The 23,674-nt window shown below is 76.4% G+C and carries 21 protein-coding genes; 11 read left to right on the top strand and 10 right to left on the bottom strand.

Annotated features, from left to right (window positions below):
• The first annotated feature begins 44 nt into the window (after positions 1–44).
• From ACI6QG_RS17130 to ACI6QG_RS17120, 3 genes are all read left to right on the top strand, one after another.
• Positions 45–1,049, top strand: a complete 1,005-nt coding sequence (locus ACI6QG_RS17130; protein ID WP_407025806.1) for an acyl-CoA dehydrogenase family protein — start codon at positions 45–47, stop codon at positions 1,047–1,049.
• A complete protein-coding gene (locus ACI6QG_RS17125) occupies positions 1,049–1,831 on the top strand; it encodes an enoyl-CoA hydratase/isomerase family protein (RefSeq protein WP_407025805.1) in 783 nt (260 codons plus the stop codon). The genes ACI6QG_RS17130 and ACI6QG_RS17125 overlap by 1 nt, the downstream gene beginning before the upstream one ends.
• Positions 1,832–1,918: 87 nt before the next feature.
• A complete protein-coding gene (locus ACI6QG_RS17120) occupies positions 1,919–3,082 on the top strand; it encodes an acyl-CoA dehydrogenase family protein (protein WP_407025804.1) in 1,164 nt (387 codons plus the stop codon).
• Here the strand turns inward: ACI6QG_RS17120 and ACI6QG_RS17115 are convergent.
• Both ACI6QG_RS17115 and ACI6QG_RS17110 read right to left on the bottom strand, forming a co-directional pair.
• The gene (locus tag ACI6QG_RS17115) at positions 3,072–5,066 is read right to left on the bottom strand and encodes a sensor histidine kinase (RefSeq protein WP_407025803.1); all 1,995 of its coding nucleotides are present in this window, start codon (positions 5,064–5,066) and stop codon (positions 3,072–3,074) included. The genes ACI6QG_RS17120 and ACI6QG_RS17115 overlap by 11 nt on opposite strands.
• Before the next feature lie 71 nt (positions 5,067–5,137).
• Positions 5,138–5,554, bottom strand: a complete 417-nt coding sequence (locus ACI6QG_RS17110; RefSeq protein ID WP_407025802.1) for a hypothetical protein — start codon at positions 5,552–5,554, stop codon at positions 5,138–5,140.
• Between the two features lie 70 nt (positions 5,555–5,624).
• Between ACI6QG_RS17110 and ACI6QG_RS17105 the strand changes: the two genes are divergently transcribed.
• Positions 5,625–7,016, top strand: coding sequence for an amidase (locus ACI6QG_RS17105; RefSeq protein WP_407025801.1), 1,392 nt, complete (start codon positions 5,625–5,627; stop codon positions 7,014–7,016).
• Between the two features lie 9 nt (positions 7,017–7,025).
• On the top strand, positions 7,026–7,358 hold the full coding sequence (locus ACI6QG_RS17100; RefSeq protein ID WP_407025800.1) for a hypothetical protein: 333 nt from the start codon (positions 7,026–7,028) through the stop codon (positions 7,356–7,358).
• A 122-nt stretch (positions 7,359–7,480) separates the two neighbouring features.
• Here ACI6QG_RS17100 and hemA read toward each other — a convergent pair whose 3' ends face one another.
• The 4 genes from hemA to ACI6QG_RS17080 all read right to left on the bottom strand — a co-directional run bounded on the left by hemA (position 7,481) and on the right by ACI6QG_RS17080 (position 11,964).
• Complete coding sequence (hemA, locus tag ACI6QG_RS17095) at positions 7,481–8,698, bottom strand: 5-aminolevulinate synthase (protein ID WP_407025799.1); 1,218 nt, start codon at positions 8,696–8,698, stop codon at positions 7,481–7,483.
• A gap of 90 nt (positions 8,699–8,788) precedes the next feature.
• Positions 8,789–9,130 (bottom strand): hypothetical protein, encoded by a 342-nt coding sequence (locus ACI6QG_RS17090; protein WP_407025798.1) that lies wholly within the window; start codon positions 9,128–9,130, stop codon positions 8,789–8,791.
• A 49-nt stretch (positions 9,131–9,179) separates the two neighbouring features.
• Positions 9,180–10,118 carry a Bug family tripartite tricarboxylate transporter substrate binding protein gene (locus tag ACI6QG_RS17085; RefSeq protein WP_407025797.1) on the bottom strand — a complete coding sequence of 313 codons (939 nt, stop codon included), beginning with the start codon at positions 10,116–10,118 and terminating at the stop codon, positions 9,180–9,182.
• Between the two features lie 85 nt (positions 10,119–10,203).
• Positions 10,204–11,964: an EAL domain-containing protein gene (locus tag ACI6QG_RS17080; RefSeq protein ID WP_407025796.1), complete on the bottom strand. Its 1,761-nt coding sequence runs from the start codon at positions 11,962–11,964 to the stop codon at positions 10,204–10,206.
• A gap of 145 nt (positions 11,965–12,109) precedes the next feature.
• Here ACI6QG_RS17080 and sdhC point away from each other — a divergent pair, with 145 nt between their 5' ends.
• The 4 genes from sdhC to ACI6QG_RS17060 all read left to right on the top strand — a co-directional run bounded on the left by sdhC (position 12,110) and on the right by ACI6QG_RS17060 (position 15,642).
• Positions 12,110–12,556, top strand: coding sequence for a succinate dehydrogenase, cytochrome b556 subunit (sdhC, locus tag ACI6QG_RS17075; RefSeq protein ID WP_407025795.1), 447 nt, complete (start codon positions 12,110–12,112; stop codon positions 12,554–12,556).
• Between the two features lie 4 nt (positions 12,557–12,560).
• Positions 12,561–12,965, top strand: coding sequence for a succinate dehydrogenase, hydrophobic membrane anchor protein (gene sdhD / locus ACI6QG_RS17070; protein ID WP_407025794.1), 405 nt, complete (start codon positions 12,561–12,563; stop codon positions 12,963–12,965).
• Positions 12,966–13,039: 74 nt separating this feature from the next.
• Positions 13,040–14,851 (top strand): succinate dehydrogenase flavoprotein subunit, encoded by a 1,812-nt coding sequence (sdhA, locus tag ACI6QG_RS17065; RefSeq protein WP_407025793.1) that lies wholly within the window; start codon positions 13,040–13,042, stop codon positions 14,849–14,851.
• Positions 14,852–14,856: 5 nt separating this feature from the next.
• Positions 14,857–15,642: a succinate dehydrogenase iron-sulfur subunit gene (locus ACI6QG_RS17060; RefSeq protein WP_407025792.1), complete on the top strand. Its 786-nt coding sequence runs from the start codon at positions 14,857–14,859 to the stop codon at positions 15,640–15,642.
• A gap of 24 nt (positions 15,643–15,666) precedes the next feature.
• Here the strand turns inward: ACI6QG_RS17060 and ACI6QG_RS17055 are convergent, their stop codons facing one another.
• On the bottom strand, positions 15,667–16,083 hold the full coding sequence (locus ACI6QG_RS17055) for an OmpA family protein (RefSeq protein WP_407025791.1): 417 nt from the start codon (positions 16,081–16,083) through the stop codon (positions 15,667–15,669).
• Between the two features lie 35 nt (positions 16,084–16,118).
• Entirely contained in the window at positions 16,119–16,589 is a 471-nt protein-coding gene (locus ACI6QG_RS17050; RefSeq protein ID WP_407025790.1) for an OmpA family protein, read from the bottom strand.
• 99 nt (positions 16,590–16,688) lie between these two features.
• Between ACI6QG_RS17050 and ACI6QG_RS17045 the strand changes: the two genes are divergently transcribed.
• The gene (locus ACI6QG_RS17045) at positions 16,689–17,609 is read left to right on the top strand and encodes a polysaccharide deacetylase family protein (RefSeq protein WP_407025789.1); all 921 of its coding nucleotides are present in this window, start codon (positions 16,689–16,691) and stop codon (positions 17,607–17,609) included.
• Here the strand turns inward: ACI6QG_RS17045 and ACI6QG_RS17040 are convergent.
• Both ACI6QG_RS17040 and ACI6QG_RS17035 read right to left on the bottom strand, forming a co-directional pair.
• Positions 17,603–18,568: an asparaginase gene (locus ACI6QG_RS17040; RefSeq protein ID WP_407025788.1), complete on the bottom strand. Its 966-nt coding sequence runs from the start codon at positions 18,566–18,568 to the stop codon at positions 17,603–17,605. The genes ACI6QG_RS17045 and ACI6QG_RS17040 overlap by 7 nt on opposite strands.
• 90 nt (positions 18,569–18,658) lie before the next feature.
• Positions 18,659–19,093: a PaaI family thioesterase gene (locus ACI6QG_RS17035; RefSeq protein ID WP_407025787.1), complete on the bottom strand. Its 435-nt coding sequence runs from the start codon at positions 19,091–19,093 to the stop codon at positions 18,659–18,661.
• A 160-nt stretch (positions 19,094–19,253) separates the two neighbouring features.
• Here ACI6QG_RS17035 and ACI6QG_RS17030 point away from each other — a divergent pair.
• The coding region (locus ACI6QG_RS17030; protein WP_407025786.1) for a type I polyketide synthase at positions 19,254–23,674 on the top strand (4,421 nt) is incomplete at its 3' end.

Here is a 23,674-nt window from a genome sequence, read left to right as displayed (position 1 = left end):
CGGCCTCCCCCCCCTTCGCCGAGGACCGCGCCGAGGGCATCGCGATGATGCGCGACAGCGCGACCGGCCTGCTGGGCGCCGGCATGGCCCGCGTGCGCGCCCTGCGCTTCACCGAGCCCGGCTTCGACCCCGCCCTGCTGCGCGAGATGGCCGGCGCCGGCTGGGTCGGCCTCACCGTGGCCGAGGAGTTGGGCGGCACCGGCCTGGGCCACGCCGAGATGGTGGCGCTGGCCGAGGAGCTGGGCCGCGCCTGCGCGCCCGAGCCGCTGACCGCGGCGCAGATGGGCGCCGCCCTGCTGGAAGCCGCCCGCCACCCCCTGCTGGACGCCGTGCTGGCCGGCGAGGCCCTGGCCCTGCCCGCCTGGCAGGACCGCGCGCAGTCGCTGGAGGCCGCCTCCGGCCCCGGCCCGCGCCGCTTCGTGCCCATGGCGGCCGGCGCCACCCACCTGCTGTGGATGGATGGCGGCGCGCTGCACGTGCTGGAGCGCGCGGCGGTCGAGCTCTCGACCGAGCAGCGCCAGGATGGCGGGCACTTCGCCGCGGTGCGCGTGCCCGGCGCCCTGCCGCCGCCGGACGCCACCGGGCTGGAGGCCGCCTTCGCCGCCGCGCGCGACCGCGCCGCCCTGGCCACCGCGGCCGAGCTGCTGGGCGGCATGGAGGCCGCCTTCGCCATGACGCTGGACTACCTGCGCACCCGCAAGCAGTTCGGCACCGTCATCGGCTCCTTCCAGGCGCTGCAGCACAAGGCGGCCGAGGCGCGGGTGCAGATCTCGCTGTGCCGCGCCGCGGTGGAGGACGCCGCCTGGCGGCTGGACGAGGGCGCGCCGGACGGCCCGGCGGCGGCGTCGCGCGCCAAGGCCCGCGCCAGCGAGACGGCGATGACGGTGCAGCAGGCCTGCCTGCAGCTGCACGGCGGCATCGGCTACACCGACGACTACGATCTGGGCCTGCACCTGCGCCGCGCCATGGTGCTGGCCCCGCTGTTCGGCGGCGCCGCCCTGCACCGCCGGCGCTTCATGGAACTGGCCCCCGAGACGGAGGACGCCTGATGGACGGCATGGACACCGCGCCGCGCATGCGCATCGTCGCCGAGCGGGAGGGCAACATCCTCGTCCTCACGCTCGACTACCCCGCCCGCCGCAACGCCCTGGCGGTGCCCCTGCGCACCGAGCTGGAGGCGCTGCTGGAGAAGGCGCAGTCCGACGGCACGCGCTGCATCGTGCTGACGGGGGCGGAGGGCATCTTCTCCGCCGGCGGCGACATCTCGGGCATGAACGTGGAGACGGCGCTGGAGGGGCGGGAGCGCATGCGCCGCACCCACCGGCTGGTGCGGCTGATGGCGCGCGGCTCCGTGCCCATCATCGCCGCGGTGGAGGGCTGGGCGGCCGGCGCCGGCTGCTCGCTGGCGCTGCTGTGCGACCACGTGGTGGCGGCCGAGGACGCGCGCTTCGTGCTGGGCTTCCACAAGATCGGCCTGATGGCGGACCTCGCGCTGCCGATGACGCTGCCCGCCCGCGTCGGGCTGGGGCGCGCGCGGGACATGATGCTGTTCCACACCACCTACACCGGCGCCCAGGCCCTGGGCATCGGGCTGGTGGACGCGGTGGCGCCGCCGGGCCAGGCCCTGGCCGCCGCCATGGACAAGGCGCGGGCGCTGGCCGCCGAGGCGCCGCTGCCGGTGGCCTACATGAAGCAATGGTTCAGCGAGGAGATGGAGGCCGCCCTGGCGCGCGAGGCCGACTGGCAGGCCGCCCTGTTCGCCACCGCCGACCACCGCGAGGGGCGCGAGGCCTTCCTGGCCAAGCGCAAGCCGGCCTTCACCGGGCGCTGAGCCCCGAGGGACCCAGGGCCGCCCCGGCGGCCCGCACGAGGACCAGGGCCGCCCCGGCGGCCCGCACGAGGAAAGGTTGATGCCGCGATGAACGCCGTGACGGGCCACGAGCCCGAGGACCTGAACCTGCTGCCCGACGACGCCTTCCGCCAGCGCATCCGCGCCTTCATCGAGGCCGAGTACCCGGCGCGCATCCGCAACCCCGAGAAGCGGCTGCACTGGGACGAGAACAAGGAGTGGTACTTCAAGCTGGCCGCCAAGGGCTGGCTGTGCCCCGGCTGGCCGCGGGAGCATGGCGGGCTGGGCCTCAGCCCCGCCAAGCAGATCATCTGGACCGAGGAGCTGGAGCGCTGGGGCTGCGCGCGCACCAACGACCATGGCGTGGTGATGCTGGGCCCGCTGGTGATCCGCTACGGCACGGAGGAGCAGAAGCAGCGCTTCCTGCCCAGGATCCTGAGCGGCGAGCACGTCTGGTGCCAGGGCTACAGCGAGCCCGGCTCCGGCTCCGACCTCGCCTCCCTGCGCACGGAGGCGGTGGACGCGGGCGACCACTACGTGGTGAACGGCCAGAAGATCTGGACCACCCTGGCCGGCGACGCCAACTGGATCTTCCTGCTGGTGCGCACCGACAAGCAGGCGAAGAAGCAGGAGGGCATCTCCTTCCTGCTGGTGGACATGGCGACGCCCGGCATCACCGTGCGCCCCATCATCAACCTCGAGATGCACGACGAGTTCAGCGAGGTCTTCTTCGACGACGTGAAGGTGCCGAAGGAGAACCTGGTGGGCCAGCTCAACAAGGGCTGGGACATGGCCAAGGCCCTGCTCTCCTTCGAGCGCATCTTCCTGGGCTCGCCCCGCCAGTCGGCCTACGCGCTGTCGCGCCTGAAGCTGCTGGCCGAGCGCATGGGCGTGATGGAGGACCCGCTCTTCGCCGCCGAGTACGCCAGGCACCGGTGCGACCTGGAGGACCTGAAGGCGCTCTACGCCCGCTTCGTGGCGGTGCTGAAGGCCGGCCGCCCCCTGGGGGCCGAGGTGTCGCAGCTCAAGGTGGTGCAGAGCGAGCTGTTCCAGCGCATCACCGAGACGGCGCTGCGCGTGGCCGGCGAGAACGCCGGGCTGCTGGGCCCGATGGAGGGCAACCGCAACCTCAACCCCGGCGCGCTCTACATCCAGGCGCGGCCCACCACCATCTACGGCGGCACCAGCGAGATCCAGCGCAACATCCTGGCCAAGAACGTCCTCAACCTGTAGCGCTGGCCCGCTCCAGCGCCTCGCCCGGCCATTCCAGGGAAAGGCGCAGCCCCTCCGGGCGCCATTCCGCGGCGATGGCGCCCTGCAGCTGGTGCTCCACCGTCGCCTGCACCAGCTCCTCGCCGAAGCCGCGCCGCGCCGGGGCGCGGGCGGGCGGGCCGCCCGCCTCCTGCCACTCCAGGCGGATGCGCCCGTCCTGCGCCGCCAGCCGCAGCCGCACCCGCCCTTCCGCCCGCGACAGCGCGCCGTGCTTCACCGAGTTGGTCAGCCATTCGTGCAGCACCAGCGCCACCGGCTGCACCTCGCCGCCGGCCAGCGGCGGGTCCTCGCCCAGGATCTCCACCGCCTCGCCATAGGGCGCCGCCAGCCGGGCGGCCAGGGCGCGCATCCGGGGCGGCCCGTCGCCGCGGCGCACCAGGTCGTGCGCCGCCGCCAGGGCGCCCAGCCGCTCGCGCAGCGCGTCGGCGAACTCCGCCGCCTCCGGGTGGTCGGCGGCGGAGGCGGACACCAGCCCGGCCACCAGGGCGAAGGCGTTCTTCACCCGGTGGTCCATCTCCCGCGCCAGCAGCTCGGCGCGCTGCTTCGCCTCCGCCTCGGCCGAGACGTCCAGCACGAAGCCCAGGATGCGCGACACCCGCCCCCGGGCATCGCGCTGCACCAGCGCGCGGTGCCAGACGCGCAGCCAGCGCCCGTCGGCGTGGCGCAGGCGGTAGCGCGCGTCGAACAGCCGCGCCCGCCCCTCCAGCACCTCCGCCCGCGTCGCTTCCCAGCCGGCGCGGTCCTCCGGGTGGATGCGCGCGGTCCACCATGCGGGCGAGCCGTCATCCGCCGCCTCGCCCAGCATGGCCAGCAGCCCGGGCGAGCGCTGCACGCGCCCGTCCTCGGCCCGCCAGTCGTAGCTGCCGCCGCTGAACGCCTCCAGCGCCAGCCGCAGCCGCTCCTCGCTCAGCCGCAGGGCGGCGACGGCGGCGTCGCGCCCCTGCCGGTCGCGCAGCATCTTGCGGGCGGCCGCGTCCACCTCCGCCACGCCGGTGGAGGTGAGCGGGAGGCCGGGCCCGGCGGCCAGCCGCCCCAGCGCGCGCGTCAGCTGCCGGCCGGTCAGCAGCGCCACCCCCAGCCCCAGCAGTGCCAGCGCCCCGCCCAGCGCCAGGGCCGGGCCGGCGGCGTCCAGCGCCGCCCCCCAGCGCGGCGGGCTGGGCGCGGCGATGGACACGCCGTAGCCCGAGCGCGGCGCCGGCACCACGGCGGACACCGAGCGCACCCCGTCCAGCGTCGGCACGTCGCGCAGCAGCCCGCCGCCGGGGCGGCCCAGCAGCTCCCGCACCCCCGGCCGCGCCTCGCGCCCCTGGAAGGCGGCGCCGTCGCGGGTGCGCGCCACGATGCGGTGCGCGCTGTCCACCACCGCCGCGGTCCAGCCGGCCGGGATGGCCTGCGCGGCCAGCAGCTCGCCGAAGCGCTCGGTGGTGAGCACCAGGCCCAGCAGCTCCCGCCGGCCCTCGCGCTCCAGCGGCAGGGCCACCATGATGCGCGGCTGGCCGCTCTGCCCGCCGCTGAACTGCGCCGAGACGGAAGCGCCCTGGCGCCGCAGCGCCTCGGCGATGAAGGGCTGCGCGCCCGACCGCCGCTCGGGCGAGGAGGCGGAGCGGCCGGTGTTGGCCAGCAGCGCCCCGTCGGCGTCGTAGAGGGCCACGGCGGCGCCGGGCGGCAGGGTCGGGCGCACGGCGGCCACGAACTCGTCCAGCCGCCCGTGCCGCAGGTCGCCGGAGGCGGCGAGCGCGGACAGCCGCGCCCGCCCCTGCTCCAGCTCCCCCTCCACCGCATGGGCCAGCGCGCGGGAGGTGGCGAGGAGCTGCGCCTCGAAGCGCGCGTGCTCCGCCTCCGCCGCCCGCCAGGCGGCCAGCGCCGCCAGGCCGACCAGCGGCAGCGCCAGGCCGAGCGCGAGCACGAGCAGGCGGCGTCGGAAGGACGGAGCGGGCTTCGGCACGGCGACGCCTCCGGTCAGGGGCACCCGGACTGCACAGAGTTAACCATCCGCGTATAGCAAACCCTTCGCCGCTACTCCAGCGGGCAGGCCAGCAGCGCCTCCGCTTCCTCCATCCGCGCCACCACGGCCACCCGGCGCGGGTGGAACTGCACCCGGCAGGCCGCCGCCCAGTGGATCATGCCGATGTCGGGCGTCACCAGCACGGACAGCGCCCGCTCCTCCCGGCCCGCCGCCAGGGCGCGGGCGCGCGCGGCCACCACCGTCACGTCGTCATGCCCGACCGAGCCGGAATAGCTGCGCAGGTCGTACAGCCAGTCCATCGTCGCGGCTTCCGGATGGGCCTCCAGCGCGCGCAGCATCAGCGCGCGGTAGTCCGCCCCGGCGACCTCGCCGGAGAAGACCACCTCCAGCCGGTGCTTCTCCGGCAGCAGGGCGAAGCTCAGCCTGGGGCGGTGCAACGGCAGGATCTCCGCGAGGGCGAGGGACATGGGCGCTCCTTGACCCGCCGATGATGCGCGCCGAGCCTTGCGGAATCCATTCGGGGGATTCCGCAGGGCGATGACCGGCATGCATGGCTGGACCGCGCAGGACACGGCGCGGCGGGTGCGCGGGCGCGAGGTGCGCGCGGCGGAGGTGGCGGAGGCGGCGCTGGCGCGCATGGCCGCCGCCAACCCCGCCATCAACGCGGTGGTGCAGCCGCTGGAGGCGGAGGCGCGCGCCGCCGCCGCCGCGGTGGACGCGGCGCTGGACCGCGGCGAGGACCCCGGCCCGCTGGCCGGCGTGCCGGTGACGGTGAAGGTGAACGTGGACCAGGCGGGCTGCGCCACCACCAACGGGCTGAAGCTGCAGGCCGGCCACCGCGCGGCGGAGGACAACCCGGTGGTGGCCAGCCTGCGCCGCGCCGGCGCCGTCATCCTGGGGCGCACCAACACCCCGGCCTTCTCCGTGCGCTGGTTCTGCGCGAACGACCTGCACGGCGCCACCCGCAACCCGCGCGACCCGGCGCTGACGCCCGGCGGCTCCTCCGGCGGGGCGGCGGCGGCCACGGCGGCGGGCATCGGCGCCATCGGCCACGGCACGGACATCGGCGGCTCGGTGCGCTTCCCGGCCTATGCCTGCGGCATCCACGGGCTGCGCCCCTCCTTCGGGCGGGTGGCGGCCTGGAACCCCTCCCTGCCCGAGCGCGACATCGGCGGGCAGGTCATGGCCGTCTCCGGCCCGCTGGCGCGCAGCGTGGGCGACCTGCGGCTGGCCCTGGCGGCGATGGCCGCGCCGGACGACCGCGACCCCTGGTGGGTGCCCGCGCCGCTGGAAGGCCCGCCGCTGCCCCGCCGCGCCGCCCTGTGCGTGGCGCCCGAGGGCATGGCGGTGGAGCCCGTGGTGGAAGCCGCCCTGCGCGAGGCCGCCCGCCGCCTGCGCGACGCCGGCTGGCAGGTGGAGGAGCAGGACGCCCTGCCGCCCCTGCGCGAGCCCGCCCTGCTGCAGGCCCGGCTGTGGCTGGCCATGCTGCCGCGCGGCGGCATGGAGATGGTGGAGCGGGAAGGGGAGGCGGCCTCGCTGGCGGTGTACCGCCACATGGCGGCGCTGTGCCCGCCGCCCGACCTCGCGCAGTTCCAGGACGCCCTGACCCGCCGCGCCACGCTGATCCGCGAGTGGAACCTGTTCCTGCGCCGCTTCCCGCTGGTGCTGATGCCCACCAGCGGCCGCGCCCCCTTCCCCGACGGGCTGGACACCCAGGGCGCCGAGGCCTTCGCCGGCATCATCGAGGCGCAGCTGACCCAGGTGGGGCTGCCGCTGCTGGGCCTGCCCGGGCTGGCGGTGCAGGTGGGCGCGGCGCTGGGCGAGGGGGTGCAGCTGGTCGGCCCGCGCTTCCGCGAGGACCTGCTGCTGGCGGCCGGTGAGGCCATCGCGCCGGCGCCCATCTCGCCCGCCGACCCCCTGCTGGTGTAGGGGCGGGGGATGCGCGCCCTTCCCCTCCTCCTGCTCCTCGCCGCCTGCGCCGCCCCGGGCGCCGCGCCCCCGGCCCTGCGCTGCGACGGCAGCCTGACCGTGCGCAACCGCTCGGGCGCCGAGGTCGAGCAGCTCTTCGTCAATGGCGGGGCGGACCTGCTGGCCCCCGCCACCCTGCGGCCGGGCGCGCAGCGCGCGGTACCGGCGCAACGCGGCCCCGGCAACGCCGTCCGGGTGGTGTTCGCCGACGGCCGCGCGGCCGAGATCGCCGGGCTGGATTCCTGCGAGACGCCGGGGCTGGACGTGCTGCCGGGGGCGCTGCAGGCGGTGCCCCCGCGCTGAGGCGCCGGCTTTCCCGGCACCCTTGGGCGGCGGCCGCCGCGGCGCTGGCGATCACCCCGGCGGGCAGTTCGGCCGCGCTGCGCCCGGAACCGCCGCGGCGGCCTGGCTGCGGGTGCCGGCCGCTACGCCGCCGCCTGCAAGGCCGCCGCGGGCAGCACGGCCCGCAGCGCCACCACCAGGGCGTCCATCATCGCCTCGGTGTGGAAGGGCGTGGCGCACAGCCGCAGGCGCTCGCCGCCGCGCGGCACGGTGGGGTAGTTGATGGGGGTGGCGTAGATGGCGAACTCGTCCATCAGCCGCCGCGCCACCTCGCGCACCGCCCGCGCGTCGCCCACCATGACGGGGATGATGTGGCTCTCGCTGGGCATGCGGGGCAGCCCCGCCTCGTCCAGCTTGCGCTTCAGCAGGGCGCAGTTCGCCGCCATGCGCAGCCGCGGCGCGCCGTCGGCGCGCAGGATGCGCACGCTTTCCAGCGCCGCCGCCACCGTGGCCGGCGGCAGCGCCGTGGTGAAGATGAGCCCCGAGGCGTTGGAGCGCACGTGGTCCACCACCTCCGCCCGCCCGGCGACGTAGCCGCCCACCACGCCGAAGCCCTTGGCCAGCGTGCCCTCGATCACGTCCAGCCGGTGCGCCACGCCGTCGCGCTCGCTGATGCCGCCGCCGGTGGCGCCGTACAGGCCCACCGCGTGCACCTCGTCGCAATAGGTCATGGCGCCGTATTGCTCGGCCAGGTCGCAGATGGCGCCGATGGGGGCAATGTCGCCGTCCATGGAGTACACGGATTCGAACACCACGATGCGCGGCGCGCCCTCCGGCACCGCGCGCAGCTTCGCCGCCAAATCCGCCAGGTCGTTGTGGCGGAAGATGTGGCGCGTCACGCCGGGCAGGCCGCGCATGCCCGCGATCATGGAGGCGTGGTTCTTGGCGTCGCTCAGCACGTGGAAGCCGGGCAGCGCGGAAAGGATGGTGGACAGCGCCGACTGGTTGGCCACGTAGCCGGAAGCGAACAGCAGCGCCGCCTCCATGCCGTGCAGCGAGGCCAGCTCCGCCTCCAGCGCCGCATGCAGCGGCGAGGTGCCGGAGATGTTGCGCGTGCCGCCGGCGCCGGCGCCGTGCGCGGCCAGCGCCGCCTGCCCGGCGGCGATCACCGCCGGGTGGCGGCCCATCCCCAGGTAGTCGTTGGAGGACCACACCGTCACGTCCCGCCCCTGGCGGCGGTACACCGGGAAGCGCGCGGCGTCGCGTTCCAGCTCCGCGAACTCGCGGTAGCGCCCCTCGGCGCGCAGGGCGTCGAGGCCCTGGCGGCAACGGGACAGGAAGGCGGTGCGCGTGGCGTTCATGCGTGGGGTCCTGCGCCGGGGCGCGCGGTGGAAACCTGAGGGCGGAGGTGGGGTGTCACCCATCCTCCGCAAAGCCCGCCTTGCGCCGGATCAAGCCTTGCGCGTCAGGGTGGGGATTTCCTCGCGCAGGCGGAAGCGCAGCGCCGACCAGGTGGCGTCCAGCGCCACCTGCGTCACCGGCAGCAGCCCGGCCTGGGTCAGCGGTTCCCAGCCGTGGTCGCGGTCCAGGTCGGTGCGCACGGTGCCGGCCTTCTTCGGGTAGGCGAACCACAGCCGGCCACCGACCCCGTAGAGGTCCATGGCGCGCGCCGCCACGCGCGCCAGCGCGGCGCGGTCGGCGGCGAAGGCCAGGATCAGCTCCGGCTCGGCGGCGTTGGTGGCGGGCAGCCCGTGGCGGAACCCGGCCGGCGGCTCGAGGACGGAGCACACCATGCCGGGCTTGAACCCCAGCCTGCGCGGGACGGTGGCTTCGATGGCAGCGTCAATCAGCGGTCACTCCGGTGGCACGAGCCACCGGCCCCCAAATGGAATCCTGCGCGCGGATGGTGGCCGCGAGCTCGCCCCGCGTCCCCCCGACGGGTTCGGCGGCCATGGCCCGCAACCGGTTCACCACCGCGGCGTCGCGCGCGACGGCGGTGGCGGCCGCCTCGATCCGCGCCACGAGGGCTTCGGCCATGCCCCGCGGCCCCATCAGCGCGATCCAGGTCTCGGCCTCGAAGCCGGGAACCGTCTCGCCCACCGTGGGGGCCTCGGGCAGCAGGGCGGAACGCGCCCGCGACGTGACGGCGACCAGGCGCGCCCTCCCGTCCCGGACAAGTGGCAGACCGATGACAGCGCTTTCCACATAGACCTGCAACGACCCGTCGAGCAAATCCGGAATCGCCCCACCCGCCCCGCGGTAGTGGACGAAGTCGCACCGCGCCCCGGCGGTGCGCACCAGCATGTCCAGCACCAGGTGGGCGGCGGTGCCGGCCCCGGGCGTGCCGCAAGTGCCTGTCTTGGCACGAAGATTTTCCAGAAGCTCGCCGATGGTGCGGGCGCCTTCCCGCGGGCCGGACAGCACCAGGAAGGGCAGCGCGGCGAAGCGGCTGATGGGGGTCAGGTCCGCTTGTGGGTCATAGCCCATCTGGCGCGACAGGTGGCGGTTGAACACCAGCGTCCCGGCCGAGACCACCCCCAGCACCGTCCCGTCCGGGGCGGCGCGGGACACTTCCTCCGCGGCGACGTTGCCGCGCGCCCCGGTGCGGTTCTCCACCGCCACCGGGCGGGCCAGCTGGCGGGACAGCCCGTCGGCCAGCAGCCGGGCCATCTGGTCCACGCCCGAGCCGGGCGGCAGCCCGACCAGCAGGCGCACCGGCTCCCCCGCCCGCGCCGGCAGGGCGAGCAGCAGGCACAGGCACAGGGCGGCAAGGCGGCTCACGGCGTTTCCCCATCGCGCAAGGCGGTTCCCCGGCTTGCGCGCCGGGCTTTCCCCGCGCGGACCTTTCCGCGCCGCGCGGCCGCGGTCAACCGTGAATCGCCCAGGCGGCGGGCGGGGCGGGGCGGCCGATCCACCAGCCCTGCGCCTCCCGGCAGCCCAGGTCGCGCAGGCGCCGGGCCTGGTCCTCGGTCTCCACCCCCTCGGCCACGGTGCGGAAGCCCAGCCGCGCGCCGACGGCGCACACCGCCTCCACGATGGCGGCGGCGCGCTCCGCCGCCGGGCCGGGGGTGGCCAGCGGCGCCACCAGCCGGGCGGTGAGCTTGACGGAGGTGAAGGGTATCTCCGCCAGCATGCCCAGCGCCGCCTGGCCGTCGCCGAAATCGTCCAGCGCCAGGCCGATGCCGCGCGCCAGCAGCCGGCCCGCCACCTCGCGCAGCAGGGCGGGGTCCTGCACCAGCACGCGCTCCGTCAGCTCCAGGCACAGGCGGGCGGGGTCGAAGCCCGGCGCGCCGGCCACCGCGGCGTCCAGCCGCTCCATCGCCCCGGGCATCGCCAGGAAGGAGGGGGTGACGTTCACCGACAGCCGCAGGACGTGCGGCGGCAGGCGGGCCATCATGTCCGCCGCCGCGCGCAGCGCCCGGTGGTCCAGCGCCAGCGACAGGCCCATGCGCTCGGCCACCGGGATGAACTCGTCCGGCGGCACGTCGCCCAGGGCGGGGTGGCGCCAGCGGGCCAGCAGCTCGAACCCCGTGGGGCGGCCGGGGTCGTCCAGCGGGGCGATGGGCTGCAGCACGAAGCCCAGCTGCGCCGGGTCGTCCAGCGCCGCCCGCAGCGCCGCCGAGAGCGCGACCTTGCTGCCGATGCCGCCCGCCGCCGCCGCCCCGGCCAGCGCCACCCCGCCCCCGCCGGCCCGCCGGGCGCGGTACAGGGCGGCGTCGGCGGCAGGCATCAGCGGCCCCGCCCCGGCGGCCACGCCCACCGCGGCCTCCAGCCGCATCCAGGGGGTGTTGGGCAGGCGCACGCCGCGGATGGCGCGCCGCATCCGCGCGCCGAAGGCGGCCGCGTCCTCGCCCGGCGCCAGCGGGCCCAGCACGGCGAACTCGTCCGCGCCCAGCCGGGCGGCGATGGCCGGGCGCGGCGCCGCCGCGGCCAGGGCGGCGCCGGCCAGCCGCAGCACCTCGTCGCCCGCCGCGTGGCCCAGCGCCTCGTTGATCTGGCGGAAGCGGTCGAGGTCCAGCAGCGCCAGGGCGCGGCCCGGCGCCTCGCGGCCCAGCGCCTCCTCCAGCAGGCGGCGGCTGCCCAGGCCGGTCAGCGGGTCGCGCAGCGCCTCGTCCGTCACCTCGTGCAGGCGGAAGGCGGTGGCAACGCCGGCCGCCAGGTCGCGCAGCCCCTCCACCAGCCCCGGCGGCTCCGGGTGCGGGGCGCGGTCCAGCACGCACAGCGCGGCCAGCACCTCGCCGCCCGGGGCGCGCACCGGCACGCCGGCATAGAAGCGCAGGCCGAAGGGGCCGGTCACCAGGTCGCGCGTCGCCAGCCGGGGGTCCTGCCGCGCGTCGGGGATGACCACGGCCTCCTCCTCCAGCCCCAGCGCCGCCACCAGGCCGCAGGCGCCGGCGTCGCGCGGCACCTCCGCCATCCCCGGCGGCAGGCCGAAGGCGGACTTGAACCAGACCCGCCGCTCATCCACCAGGGAGAGCAGCGCGACGGGCATGCCGGTGATGCGCGCGGCCAGGCGGGTGAAGACGTCGAAGCGCTCCTCGGGGGCGCTGTCCAGCAGGCCCAGCCGCCGCACCAGCGCCACCCGGCGGCGCTCGGCCTCGTCGTCGGCGAAGGGCAGGCGGGCCATGGCGCGGGGCTTCCCCCTTGGTTGCCAAGCGAGGATATTCCGACCTGCCGTCCGGGGAAAGCCCGGCCGGCGCGGTTGACCATGCGGCAGGGCGGTCCTATCAGATGGCGCCGAGGCAAAGGCCCAGGCCGGAGTTCCCTGACGCATGACCACCCCGCATGACGCGCGCGAGGCCCTGATGACGGGCCGGCGCAGCGACGGCACGGCGGTTCGCCGCCCGCTCTCCCCGCACCTGCAGGTCTACGACATGCTGCAGATGTCCTCGCTCTCCTCCATCCTGACGCGCATCACCGGCGTCGCGTGGTCGGCGGGCACGCTGCTGCTGGTCTGGTGGCTGGTGGCCGCCGCGGCGGGCGAGGACGCCTTCGCCACCGTGCAGTGGTTCATGGGCTCCCTCCTCGGCCTGCTGGTGCTGTTCGGCATGACCGTGGCGGCCTGGTACCACACGCTGGCCGGGCTGCGGCACCTGCTGTGGGACTGGGGCTTCGGCTTCGAGCTGCCGACGATGTACAGCACCGGGCGCGCCGTGTTCATCGGCACCGCCGCGCTGAGCGTGCTGACCTGGATCCTCGCGTTCATCTTCTGGGGCTGAGGCGATGGCGAACGACATGAACTCCCCCGCCGCCATGCGCACCGCGCTGGGGCGCGTGCGCGGCCTGGGCTCGGCCCGGGGCGGCACCCACCACTGGTGGATGCAGCGCGTCACCTCCATCGCGCTGCTGCCGCTGACGCTGTGGTTCGTCGCCGCGGCCATCGGGCTGGCCGGCGCCTCGCGGGTCGAGACGCTGCTGTGGATCGCCTCGCCCCTCAACGCCGTGCTGCTGCTGGCGCTGGTGGGGCTGACCTTCCACCACATGGCCGCCGGGCTGCAGGTGGTGATCGAGGACTACGTCCGCCCCGAGAGCCGGCGCATGTTCGCCGTGCTGGCGATGAAGGGCGTGGTGGGGCTGATGGCGCTGGCGTGCTTCGTCGCCATCATCCGGATCGTTGCGGCAGCGTGACGCTGCTTGGCGCCCCGCGCGGGCGCGTCATGTGATTGTCCGTCTGGACGGTTGAGAAAGAAGCGGGACCTGCGATGAACGCGATCAGCAAGCCTTCGATGGGCGCCTACCGCGTCGTGGACCACACCTATGACGTGGTGGTGGTGGGCGCCGGCGGCGCCGGGCTGCGCGCCACCTTCGGCATGGGGGCGGCGGGGCTCAAGACCGCCTGCATCACCAAGGTGTTCCCCACCCGCAGCCACACGGTGGCGGCGCAGGGCGGGGTGGGCGCCGCGCTGGGCAACATGGGCGAGGACGACTGGCGCTGGCACATGTACGACACCGTGAAGGGGTCGGACTGGCTGGGCGACCAGGACGCCATCGAATACATGTGCCGCGAGGCCATCCCGGCCATCATCGAGCTGGAGCACTACGGCGTGCCGTTCTCCCGCACGGAGGACGGGCGCATCTACCAGCGCCCCTTCGGCGGCCACATGAAGGAGTACGGCAAGGAGCCGGCGATGCGCGCCTGCGCCGCCGCCGACCGCACCGGCCACGCCATCCTGCACACCCTGTACCAGCAGGCGCTGAAGGCCAATTGCGAGTTCTTCGTCGAGTACTTCGCCCTCGACCTCATCATGGACGACGAGGGCGTGTGCCGCGGCGTCATGGCCTGGAACCTGGAGGACGGCACCATCCACCGCTTCCGGGCCCAGCAGGTGGTGCTGGCCACCGGCGGCTACGGCCGCGCCTGGTTCTCCTGCACCTCGGCCCACACCTGCACCGGCGATGGCGGCGGCATGGTGCTGCGGGCGGGGCTTCCCATGCAGGACCAGGAATTCGTGCAGTTCCACCCCACCGGCATCTACGGCGCCGGCTGCCTGGTGACGGAGGGCGCCCGCGGCGAGGGCGGCTACCTCACCAACAGCGAGGGCGAGCGCTTCATGGAGCGTTACGCCCCCACCGCCAAGGACCTCGCCTCCCGCGACGTCGTGTCCCGCGCGATGTCCATGGAGATCCGCGAGGGGCGCGGCGTCGGCCCGCTCAAGGACCACATCTACCTGCACCTGGAGCACCTGGGCGCCGACATCCTGCATGAGCGCCTGCCCGGCATCTCCGAGACGGCGCGCATCTTCGCGGGCGTGGACGTGACCAAGGAGCCGATCCCGATGCTGCCGACCGTCCACTACAACATGGGCGGCATCCCCACGAACATCCACACCGAGGTGCTGCGCCCGACCCGCCGGGACGAGGACGCCATCGTTCCCGGCCTGATGGCGGTGGGCGAGGCCGCCTGCGTCTCCGTGCACGGCGCCAACCGGCTGGGCACCAACTCCCTGCTCGACCTCGTGGTGTTCGGCCGCGCCGCCGCGCACCGCGCCGCCGAGGTGGTGCGCCCCGGCGCCTCGCAGCCACCGCTGCCGCCCCGCGCCGGCGAAGCCTCGCTGGACCGCTTCGACCGCCTGCGCAACGCCAAGGGCACCACGCACACCAGCGAGATCCGGCTGGAGATGCAGCGCACCATGCAGGCCCACGCCGCGGTGTTCCGCACCTCCGAGCTGCTGGCCGAGGGCGTGGAGAAGATGCGCAAGGTCAATGCCGGCCTGGGTGACCTGGGCATCAAGGACCGCTCCCTGGTCTGGAACAGCGACCTGGTGGAGGCGCTGGAGCTGGACAACCTGGTCGGCAACGCGCTGACCACCATCGTCTCGGCCGAGGCGCGCAAGGAGTCCCGCGGCGCCCACGCGCAGGAGGACTACCCGGAGCGCGACGACCAGAACTGGATGAAGCACACCCTCGCCTGGTGCAACGAGAAGGGCGAGGTTTCCCTGGATTACCGCGGCGTGAAGATGCGGACCCTGACCAACGAGGTCCAGGTCTTCCCCCCCAAGGCACGGGTGTACTGAGGCAGATGGCGACCTTCGCGCTTCCCAAGAACTCCACGGTCGGCCAGGGCAAGGTCTTCAAGGCCGACCCCGCGGCCAAGAACGTCAAGGCGTTCAAGATCTACCGCTGGGACCCCGACACCGGCGAGAACCCGCGCATGGACACCTACGAGGTGGACATGGACAAGTGCGGCCCGATGGTGCTGGACGCGCTGATCAAGATCAAGAACGAGGTGGACAGCACGCTCACCTTCCGGCGCTCCTGCCGCGAGGGCATCTGCGGCTCCTGCTCAATGAACATCGACGGGCTGAACACGCTGGCCTGCCTCAAGCCGATCGACGAGGTGACGGGCGAGGTGAAGATCAACCCGCTGCCGCACATGCCGGTGGTGAAGGATTTGGTGCCCGACCTGTCGCAGGTCTACGCCCAGTACCGCTCCATCGAGCCCTGGCTCAAGAGCGAGACCCCCGCCCCCCCAGGCGAGGAGCGCCGCCAGAGCAAGGAGGAGCGCGCCAAGGTGGACGGCATGTGGGAGTGCATCCTGTGCTTCTGCTGCTCCACCGCCTGCCCGTCCTACTGGTGGAACGGCGACCGCTTCCTGGGTCCGGCCATCCTGCTGGCCGCCTACCGCTGGATCGCGGACAGCCGCGACGAGGCGACCGGCGAGCGCCTGGACAACCTGGAAGACCCGTTCCGGCTGTATCGCTGCCACACCATCATGAACTGCACCCGGACCTGCCCGAAGGGGCTGAACCCGGCGGCGGCCATCGGCAAGATCAAGCAGCTGATGGTGGAGCGGCAGGGCGCCTGACGCCCCGCCCCCGGCGGTGCGCCCTCAGCGCACCGTCACCCGCACGGCGTCGGGCCCCAGCCTGCCGTGCACCAGGCGGATGCGCCGCGCGCTCACGCCCCGGTCCAGCAACGCCTGCCGCACCGCCTGCGCGCGTTCCTGCGCCAGGGCCATGCCCTGACGCGTCGCGGGCGCCGTCACCACCGCGACGGCGCGCGGGTTGGCGCCCAGCCGCGCCACCGCCGCGTCCAGCACGCCGGCGGCGCCCTCGGGCAGGGTGGCAGCACCCGGGCTGAACTCCAGCATCGTCACCCGCCCGTCGCCCAGGGGCGCCTGCGCCGGCTGGGCCGCCGGCATGGGCGGGATGTGGATGGGCTGGCGCGGCGGCGGGGCGGCCGGCCCGGCGCAGGCGGCCAGCAGGGCCGCGCCGGCCAGGGCGGCCAGGCCGCGGCGGGGCAGCACGCGGCGCCCCGCCGGACGGCCGCCGGCCGTGCCGGTCAACGCCGGCGGGCCGGGGCGGCCTCGTCCACCCGCACCTCGACGCGGCGGCTTTCCAGGTCCTCCATGCCGGGCGTCGGCCCGCGGGAGGTGCGGCGCAGCTTGGCCGCCGGCACGCCCGCCGCCACCAGCGCGTCGTACACCTTGCGGGCGCGCAGCTGGCTCAGCAGCGCGTTCGCCTCGCCCGAGCCGCGCGGCGAGGCGTAGCCCACCACCAGCAGCCGGGCGTTCGGCGCCGCGCGCACCCGCTCCGCCGCCTCGTCCAGCGCCGCCTGGGCCTGCGGGCCGATGTCGGCCGACCAGGGCTCGAAGAAGATGGGCAGGGCGCGCGGGCGCTCGGCGGGGGCGGGGGCCGGCGCCTGGGCCTGCGGCGCGGGGGCCGGCGCCGGGGCGACCACCGGCGCGGCCTCCTGGGCGCAGGCGGCCAGCGCCAGCAGGGCGGCGGCGGCAAGCACGGGGCGGAACGTCATGGCGGGCGTCTCTCTCGCGGAAGGTCGGGTTCTTTTGCCAAGCCTTGCCGCCCCTGTCACGGCTTGACCGCGCGCCGCCGGGCGCGAGACTCGCGCGCCATGAGCCGCATCGAAGACCCCGTCACCTTCTTCCCGCGCGACTTCGCCGGCCACGGCCCCACCCCGCCGGACCCGAAATGGCCGAACGGCGCCCGCGTCGCCCTGTCCTTCGTGCTCAACTACGAGGAAGGGGGCGAGAACACGGTGCTGAACGGCGATGCCGGCAGCGAGCTCTACCTGCACGAGGTTCCCGGCGGTTCCCCCATCCTGGGCGAGCGCAACCGCACGGTGGAGAGCCAATTCGACTACGGCGCCCGTGCCGGGGTGTGGCGCGTGCTGCGCCTGTTCAGGCAGCGTGACCTGCGGCTGACCGTCTACGGCGTCGGCCGCGCGCTGGAGCTGAACCCCGCCGCCGCCCGCGCCTTCGCCGAGGCCGGGCACGAGGTCGCCTCCCACGCCTGGCGCTGGATCGACTACCACGCCGTGCCCGAGGACGTGGAGCGCGCCGAGATCGCCCGCTGCGTCGAAACCATCGCCCGGCTGTGCGGCAAGCCGCCGGTGGGCTGGTACACCGGCCGCATCTCCCCGCACACCCGCCGCCTGGTGGCCGAGCATGGCGGCTTCCTCTACCAGAGCGACGCCTATGACGACGACCTGCCGCACTACGTCCAGGTCAACGGCAAGCCCGAGTTGATCATCCCCTACACGCTGGACAACAACGACATGAAGTTCGCCGTGCCGCCCGGTTTCGGCGACCCCGACGGCTTCGAGCGCCACCTGCGCGACGCGCTGGAGCAGCTGCGCGAGGAAGGCGGGCGGATGATGAGCGTGGGCCTGCATTGCCGCATCGTCGGCCGCCCCGGCCGCGCCCGCGCCCTGGCGCGCTTCCTGGACCACGTGAAGGCCTGCCCCGACGTGTGGGTGGCGACCCGCGAGGAGATCGCCCGCCACTGGTGGGCCACCCACCCGCCGGCTCAGTAGCGCGCGAAGGCCTCGCGCGGGTCCATGGCGGTGGCCAGGGCCAGCATCAGCAGGATGCGCGCCTTGGCCGGGCGCAGCGTGCCGGCGTTGATCCAGCCCGCCGCCTCCGTGCGGGTGGTGCGGAAGGCCGGGCCGGCCGCCGCCCGCGTGGCGGCCACCACCGGCACCGGGGCGGCGCGCAGCGCCTCCGCCAGCGCCGGCGTGGCGCCGGAGGGCGCGAAGCCCGCCAGCACCAGCCCCCGCGCCCCGGCCGCCAGGAAGGCCGCCACCGCCGCGCCGTCCGCCCCGGCGTAGCAGGGCACGATGTCCACCCGCGGCAGCGCGGGCAGCCCCGCCACGTCGAAGCCGCCCACCGGGCGCACCGGGCGGCGGTGCCAGTGCACCCCGTCGGCCTCGGCATGGCCCAGCACGCCGTAGTCCGGGGTGCGGAAGGTGTGCAGCCGCGCCGTGTGCGTCTTGGTGACGTCGCGCGCCGCCTGCACCTCGCCGTTCATCACCACCAGCGCGCCCAGTCCGCGCGAACCGGGGTCGCCGGCCACGCGGCAGGCATCGGCCAGGTTCTGCCCGGCATCGGAGGACAGGGCGGAGGACGGGCGCTGCGCCCCCACCAGCACCAGCCCCGCCTCCACCGGGCAGGCCAGGGCCAGGAACCAGGCGGTCTCCTCCAGCGTGGCGGTGCCGTGCGCCACCACGATGCCCTCGAACCCCGCCGCCGCGGCCTCCCGCACCCTGGCCGCCAGTTCCAGCCACTCGGGCGGGCCCAGGGCGGTGGAGGGGATGGCGCGGAAGGGCAGGGGGGTGACCTCCGCCACCTCCGCCACGGCGGGCCAGTGCGCCAGCAGGGCGGCGGCGTCCATGATGCGCCCGTGCCGGCCGTAGTCCTGCACGTCGAACGGCCCGTCGCCGAGCGAGGCGATGGTGCCCCCCGTGCCGATCAGGGCGATGCGCGGCCGGTTCACGCCGCCGCTCCGCCGCGGCGACCGGGCGCGAAGCGCGGCCGCCTCACGCCGCCGCTCCGCCGCGGCGGCCGGGCGCGGGGCGCGGCCGCCTCACGTCCGCTTGCGCTCCACGATGGCGGTGGTCAGCCGCGCCACGCAGGACAGCTCCCCATCCTCCCGCCGCAGCTCGATGTTCCACACATGCACCGTGCGCCCGATGCGCACCGGGGTGCAGCGCGCCCGCACCACCTGGCCCTTGGGCACCGGGCGCAGGTGGTTGGCGTTCACCTCCAGCCCCACCGCGCCCCAGCCCGGCTCGCAGCACATCACGGAGGCGAGGCTGCCCAGCGTCTCGGCCAGCACCACGGACACGCCGCCATGGATGATGCCGAAGGGCTGCACGTGGCGCTCGTCCACCGGCATCTCGCCTTCCAGGAAGTCCTCGCCCACGGCGGTGACGCGCACCCCCAGCAGCCCGTTCACGTTGCCCTGGTTGAAGCGCCGGTTGATGTCCTCGGCGGTGGCGGGCTGGCGCCAGATGGGCATGCGGGGGGGTCTCCTCGGGGCGGTTGGCCCGGGCAGGGGGCCGCGCCCGGCCCGCGCTGTCAACCAGGCGCGGCCATTGCTTAACGCCGCGTGAATGACGTGTTTCGCCGCCGGGCCGGACCGGCTATGCTGCACCGCAAGGGCGGTGATCGGGCGAGGCATGGAACGAAGGGGCAGCCAGGGGGCCGGGGCGGGCCCGGTCGCGGTCGTCGGCGCATCCTGCCGGCTGCCCGGCGCGCCCGACCTCGCGGCCTTCGCCCGGCTGCTGGAGGCCGGCGGCGACGCCGTCACCCACCTTCCCGCCGACCGCTTCACCCTCGACCGCTTCCTCCATCCCCGCCCCGGCGAGCGCGGCCGCGCCGCGCATTTCCAGGCCGGCACGGTGGGCGACCTGCTCTCCTTCGACGCCGCCGCCTTCGGCCTTTCCCCGCGCGAGGCGGAGGAGATGGACCCGCAGCAGCGCCTGGTGCTGGAGCTGACGCGCCGCGCGCTGGAGGATGCCGGCTGGGCCGAGGACGCGGTGGCCGGCCACCCGCTGGGCGTCTTCGCCGCCGCCTCCGCGACGGACTGGAGCACGCTGCGCGCCTTCGACATGGCCGCGGCCGACCGCTACGTGATGACCGGCTCGGCGCTGTCCATCGTCGCCAACCGGCTGTCGCACGCCTTCGACTGGCGCGGCCCGGCGCTGACGGTGGACACCGCCTGCTCCTCCGGGCTGGTGGCGCTGCACCAGGCGGTGCAGGCGCTGCGCTCCGGCCAGGCGCCGGCGGCGGTGGTCGCGGCGGTGAACGTGCTGCTGTCCCCCTTCCCGTTCGGCGGCTTCTGGCGCGCCGGCATGCTGGGCCGGCGCGGCCGCTGCCAGGCCTTCGGCGCCGGGGCGGACGGCTACGTGCGGGCCGAGGGCGGGGTGGTGCTGGTGCTCAAGCCGCTGGCGGCGGCGCTGCGCGACGGCGACGCGGTGCGCGCCGTCATCCTGGCCACCGGGGTCAACGCCGCCGGGCGCACCAACGGCATCTCCCTGCCCGACGGCGCCGCCCAGGCCGCCCTCATCCGCCAGGTGCGCGAGGAAGCCGGGCTGGCCGGCGACGCCATCGGCTACTTCGAGGCGCACGGCACCGGCACCCCGGTGGGCGACCCCATCGAGGCCCAGGCCATCAGCCAGGGCGTCGGCCCGCGCCGCCAGCCGCTGCCCATCGGCTCGGCCAAGTCCAACATCGGCCACACGGAGGCCGCGGCGGGGCTGGTCGGGCTGCTCAAGGCCATGCTGGTGCTGCAATCCGGCCGCATCCCGCCCACCCTGCACTGCCAGCCGCCCAACCCGGCCATCCCCTTCGCCGCGCTGGGGCTGCGCCCGGCCGCCACCGCCCAGCCGCTGGCCGGCGCGGCGGCCATGGTCAACTCCTTCGGCTTCGGCGGCACCAATGGCTGCGCCGCCCTCGCCGCCGCCCCCGCCGCCCCGCGCGCCCGCCCGGCCGCCGGGGCGCCGCCGCTGCTGCTCTCGGCCCATTCGGCCCCGGCCCTGCGCGCCCTGGCGGAGTCCTGGCGCGGCCGCCGCGCCACCCCCGCCCTGGCCCGCGCCCAGGCCCGCCACCGCGCCCTGCGCCCGCACCGGCTGGTGCTGCGCGGCCCCGGCGCGCTGGAGGCGTGGCTGGCCGGCGAGGACGCCCCGGGCGCCACCGCCGGCCTCGCCCCCGCCGGGCAGGGGGTGGCCTTCGCTTTCCCGGGCAACGGCGCGCAATGGGCCGGCATGGGCCGCGACGCCATGCGCGCCTGGCCGGCCTTCCGGACGGCGGTGCGCGCCGCCGACGCCCATCTGCGCCCGCACCTGGGCTGGTCGGTCGCCCGCGCCCTGTCCCGCGGCGCCACGGCGGAGGAGGTGGCCGACACCACCCGCGCCCAGCCCCTGCTCTACGCCTTCCAGCTCGGCCTCGTCGCCGCGCTGGCCGAACACGGCATCCGCCCCGCCCTGGTGCTGGGCCATTCGGTGGGCGAGGTCGCGGCCGCCGAGGTGGCGGGGCTGCTCCCGCCCGCCGCCGCGGCGCGGCTGGTGGCCGCGCGCTCGCGCCACCAGGGGCGCACGCGCGGGCAGGGGCGCATGGCCGCGCTGGGCGCCGCCGCCACGGAGGCCGCGCCGGTGCTGGAGGCGCTGGGGCTGGAGCTGGCGGCGGTGAACGGCCCCGCCGCGCTCACCGTGGCCGGCGCCCCCGCCGCGCTGGAGCGCCTGGAGGCCGAGGCCCGCGCGCGCCGCTGGAGCTTCGTGGCGCTCGACCTCGACTACGCCTTCCATTCCTCCGTGATGGAGCCGGTGCGCGCCGGGCTGCTCGAGGATCTGCGCGGGCTGCGCGGCGGGCGGCCCCGCCTGCCCATGCTGTCCTCCGTCACCGGCGAGGCGCTGGAGCGCGCGCCGGCCGCCTACTGGTGGCGCAACCTGCGCGAGCCGGTGCGCTTCGACCTCGCCGCCGCCGCCGCCCTGGCGCGCCGCCCGGCCCTGGTGCTGGAAATCGGCCCGCACGCCGTGCTGCAAGGCTACCTGCGCGCCAATGCCCGCGCCGCCGGCTGGGACGGCGCCATCCTGCCGGCGCTGCGCAAGGACGGCCCGGCCGACCTCGCCGCGCTGGCCGACCGCTGCACCGCCCTGGGCGCCGACCCGCGCGGCGCCCCCTGCTTCGCCGGCCCGGCCGACTGGCGCGCCCTGCCGCCCTCGCCCCTGCTGCGCGAGCGCCTGGCCCCCACCGCCTCGCCCGAGCGGCGCGGCGTGGTGGCCCCCGCGCGCGACGGCATCCTGCTGGGCTTCCGCCAGGACGAGGAAGCGGGCGAGGAATGGCGCCGCACCCTGGACACGCTGGAGGAGCCCTGGCTGGCCGACCACGCGCTGGAGCACGGCGCCCTGCTGCCCGCCGCCGCCATCGCCGAGATGGCGCTGGAGGCCGCCGCCCGCCGCCACCCCGCCGCCCCCCTGCTGGAGCTGCGCGGCCTGGCCATCCACCAGCCGCTGCCCCTGGGGGCGGAGGCGGCGCGGGAGGTGCGCTGCCGCCTGGACGACGCCGGCCTGTGGACGCTGGACAGCCGCCGCCGCCTGTCGGCCGAGGCCTGGGTGCGCCACGCCGAGGCCCGCATCGGCCCCGGCCCCGCCCTGCCGGACGCCCCGGCCGGGACCCCCGACGCCCCCTGGCGCGACGGCGCGGCGCTGACCGCCGCCGCCGCCCGGCGCGGCCTGCGCTACGGCCCCGCCTTCCGCCCGGTGCGCCGCTGGCGCGCCGCCGGGGCCGCGGTGGAGGCCGAGCTGGAGCGCCCCGCCGCCGCCCCGCCGGACGACGCCTTCCTGCTGCACCCCGCCCGGCTGGACGGCGCGCTGCAGGCCCTGCTGGGCCTGGCCGGCGAGGAGGAGGCCGGCTTCCTGCCGGTGCGCATCGAGCGCCTGGTGCTGCGCCGCGGCGCCGCCGCCCCGGTGCGCGCCACCCTGCGCCTGCGCCCCGGCGGCACCCGCGACCTCGCCGCCGACGGCGCGCTGCGCGACGCGCTGGGCGCGGCGGTGGCGACGCTGGAAGGGGTGACGCTGCGCCGCACCCCCCGCCGCGATGCGCTGGACGGCCGGCTGTTCCACGCCACCCTGCGCCCCGCCCCGCTGCCGCCCGCCTGGCCCGAGCCCGCCCCCGCCCTGACGCCGACGCTGGCGCCCGCCGCCGAGGCCGCCGCCCCGCCTTCCGACGCCGCGCTGCTGGTGGCCGCCCACCAGGCCGCCGCCCTGCGCGAGGCCGGGCTGTCCGCCGCCGCCGGCCCGCTGGCCGCCCGCCTGCGCGCCCTGGCCCCGGCGGAGGACCTGCCGCCGGCCCGCGACATCTGGCAGCAGGTGGCCGCCGAAGCCCCCGCCCTGGCCCCGGAACTGGCCCTGCTGGCCGAGGCGGCGGCGCTGCTGCCCGAAGCGCTGGCCGGCCGCCCCGCCGCCCCGCGCCTGTCGCCCGCCGCGCCCACGCTGCACCGGCTGGCGGAAGCGCTGGCCGCCGAGGCCGCCGCGCTGCTGCGCCCCTGGCCGCCCGCCCGCCCCTGCCGCGTCGTGGTGGCGGGGGCGGAGGACGGGCCGCTGCTGCCCGCGCTGCGCCGCGCCCTGGCCTTCCTGGGCCCGGCGCTGGAACTGGCGCCGGCGGTGCTGCCCGGCGCCCGCCCGCCCGCCATGGCGGAGGACGCCGCCCCCCTGTACTGGCCGGCCGGCGAGGACCTGCCGGGCGACGCCGCCCTGGTGGTGGGGCTGAACCTGTCGGCGCGGCTGGGGGCGGGGGCGGCGCTGGCGGCGCGGCTGCGCCCCGGCGTGGCCCCCGGCGGCGCCCTGCTGCTGGCCGAGCCGCTGCCCGACCTGTTCTGGGAGGCGACGGAAGGCTTGGCCTGGGAGGACAGCCGCCTGCTGGACGCCGGGGGCTGGCAGGCGGCGCTGCGCGAGGCCGGCTTCGCCCAGCCCGCCGCCCGCCCGGCCGAGACCGGGCTGTGGCCCGCCATCCTCCTGCGCGCCGCGGTGCCGCCCGGCGCCGCCGTGCTGGCCGCCGCGCCGGGCCGCCGCTTCGCCCTGTGGGGGCCGGGCGGGCCGGG

This window comes from Sabulicella flocculans (assembly GCF_045449635.1).
In the GTDB taxonomy this organism is placed as follows: domain Bacteria; phylum Pseudomonadota; class Alphaproteobacteria; order Acetobacterales; family Acetobacteraceae; genus Roseococcus.
Note: the sequence above shows the minus strand (reverse complement) of the source record. Positions and strands in the feature narration are given on the sequence as shown.

Excerpts from the sequence above, each read along its gene's own strand:
- ACI6QG_RS17120 (WP_407025804.1), top strand. The coding sequence starts at position 1,919 with ATGAACGCCGTGACGGGCCACGAGCCCGAGGACCTGAACCTGCTGCCC.
- ACI6QG_RS17045 (WP_407025789.1), top strand. The coding sequence starts at position 16,689 with ATGAGCCGCATCGAAGACCCCGTCACCTTCTTCCCGCGCGACTTCGCC.
- ACI6QG_RS17090 (WP_407025798.1), bottom strand. The coding sequence starts at position 9,130 with ATGGTGTGCTCCGTCCTCGAGCCGCCGGCCGGGTTCCGCCACGGGCTG.
- hemA (WP_407025799.1), bottom strand. The coding sequence starts at position 8,698 with ATGAACGCCACGCGCACCGCCTTCCTGTCCCGTTGCCGCCAGGGCCTC.
- ACI6QG_RS17080 (WP_407025796.1), bottom strand. The coding sequence starts at position 11,964 with ATGGCCCGCCTGCCCTTCGCCGACGACGAGGCCGAGCGCCGCCGGGTG.
- sdhD (WP_407025794.1), top strand. The coding sequence starts at position 12,561 with ATGGCGAACGACATGAACTCCCCCGCCGCCATGCGCACCGCGCTGGGG.
- ACI6QG_RS17130 (WP_407025806.1), top strand. The coding sequence starts at position 45 with ATGATGCGCGACAGCGCGACCGGCCTGCTGGGCGCCGGCATGGCCCGC.
- ACI6QG_RS17105 (WP_407025801.1), top strand. The coding sequence starts at position 5,625 with ATGACCGGCATGCATGGCTGGACCGCGCAGGACACGGCGCGGCGGGTG.
- sdhC (WP_407025795.1), top strand. The coding sequence starts at position 12,110 with ATGACCACCCCGCATGACGCGCGCGAGGCCCTGATGACGGGCCGGCGC.
- sdhA (WP_407025793.1), top strand. The coding sequence starts at position 13,040 with ATGAACGCGATCAGCAAGCCTTCGATGGGCGCCTACCGCGTCGTGGAC.
- ACI6QG_RS17035 (WP_407025787.1), bottom strand. The coding sequence starts at position 19,093 with ATGCCCATCTGGCGCCAGCCCGCCACCGCCGAGGACATCAACCGGCGC.
- ACI6QG_RS17050 (WP_407025790.1), bottom strand. The coding sequence starts at position 16,589 with ATGACGTTCCGCCCCGTGCTTGCCGCCGCCGCCCTGCTGGCGCTGGCC.
- ACI6QG_RS17100 (WP_407025800.1), top strand. The coding sequence starts at position 7,026 with ATGCGCGCCCTTCCCCTCCTCCTGCTCCTCGCCGCCTGCGCCGCCCCG.
- ACI6QG_RS17110 (WP_407025802.1), bottom strand. The coding sequence starts at position 5,554 with ATGTCCCTCGCCCTCGCGGAGATCCTGCCGTTGCACCGCCCCAGGCTG.
- ACI6QG_RS17060 (WP_407025792.1), top strand. The coding sequence starts at position 14,857 with ATGGCGACCTTCGCGCTTCCCAAGAACTCCACGGTCGGCCAGGGCAAG.
- ACI6QG_RS17125 (WP_407025805.1), top strand. The coding sequence starts at position 1,049 with ATGGACGGCATGGACACCGCGCCGCGCATGCGCATCGTCGCCGAGCGG.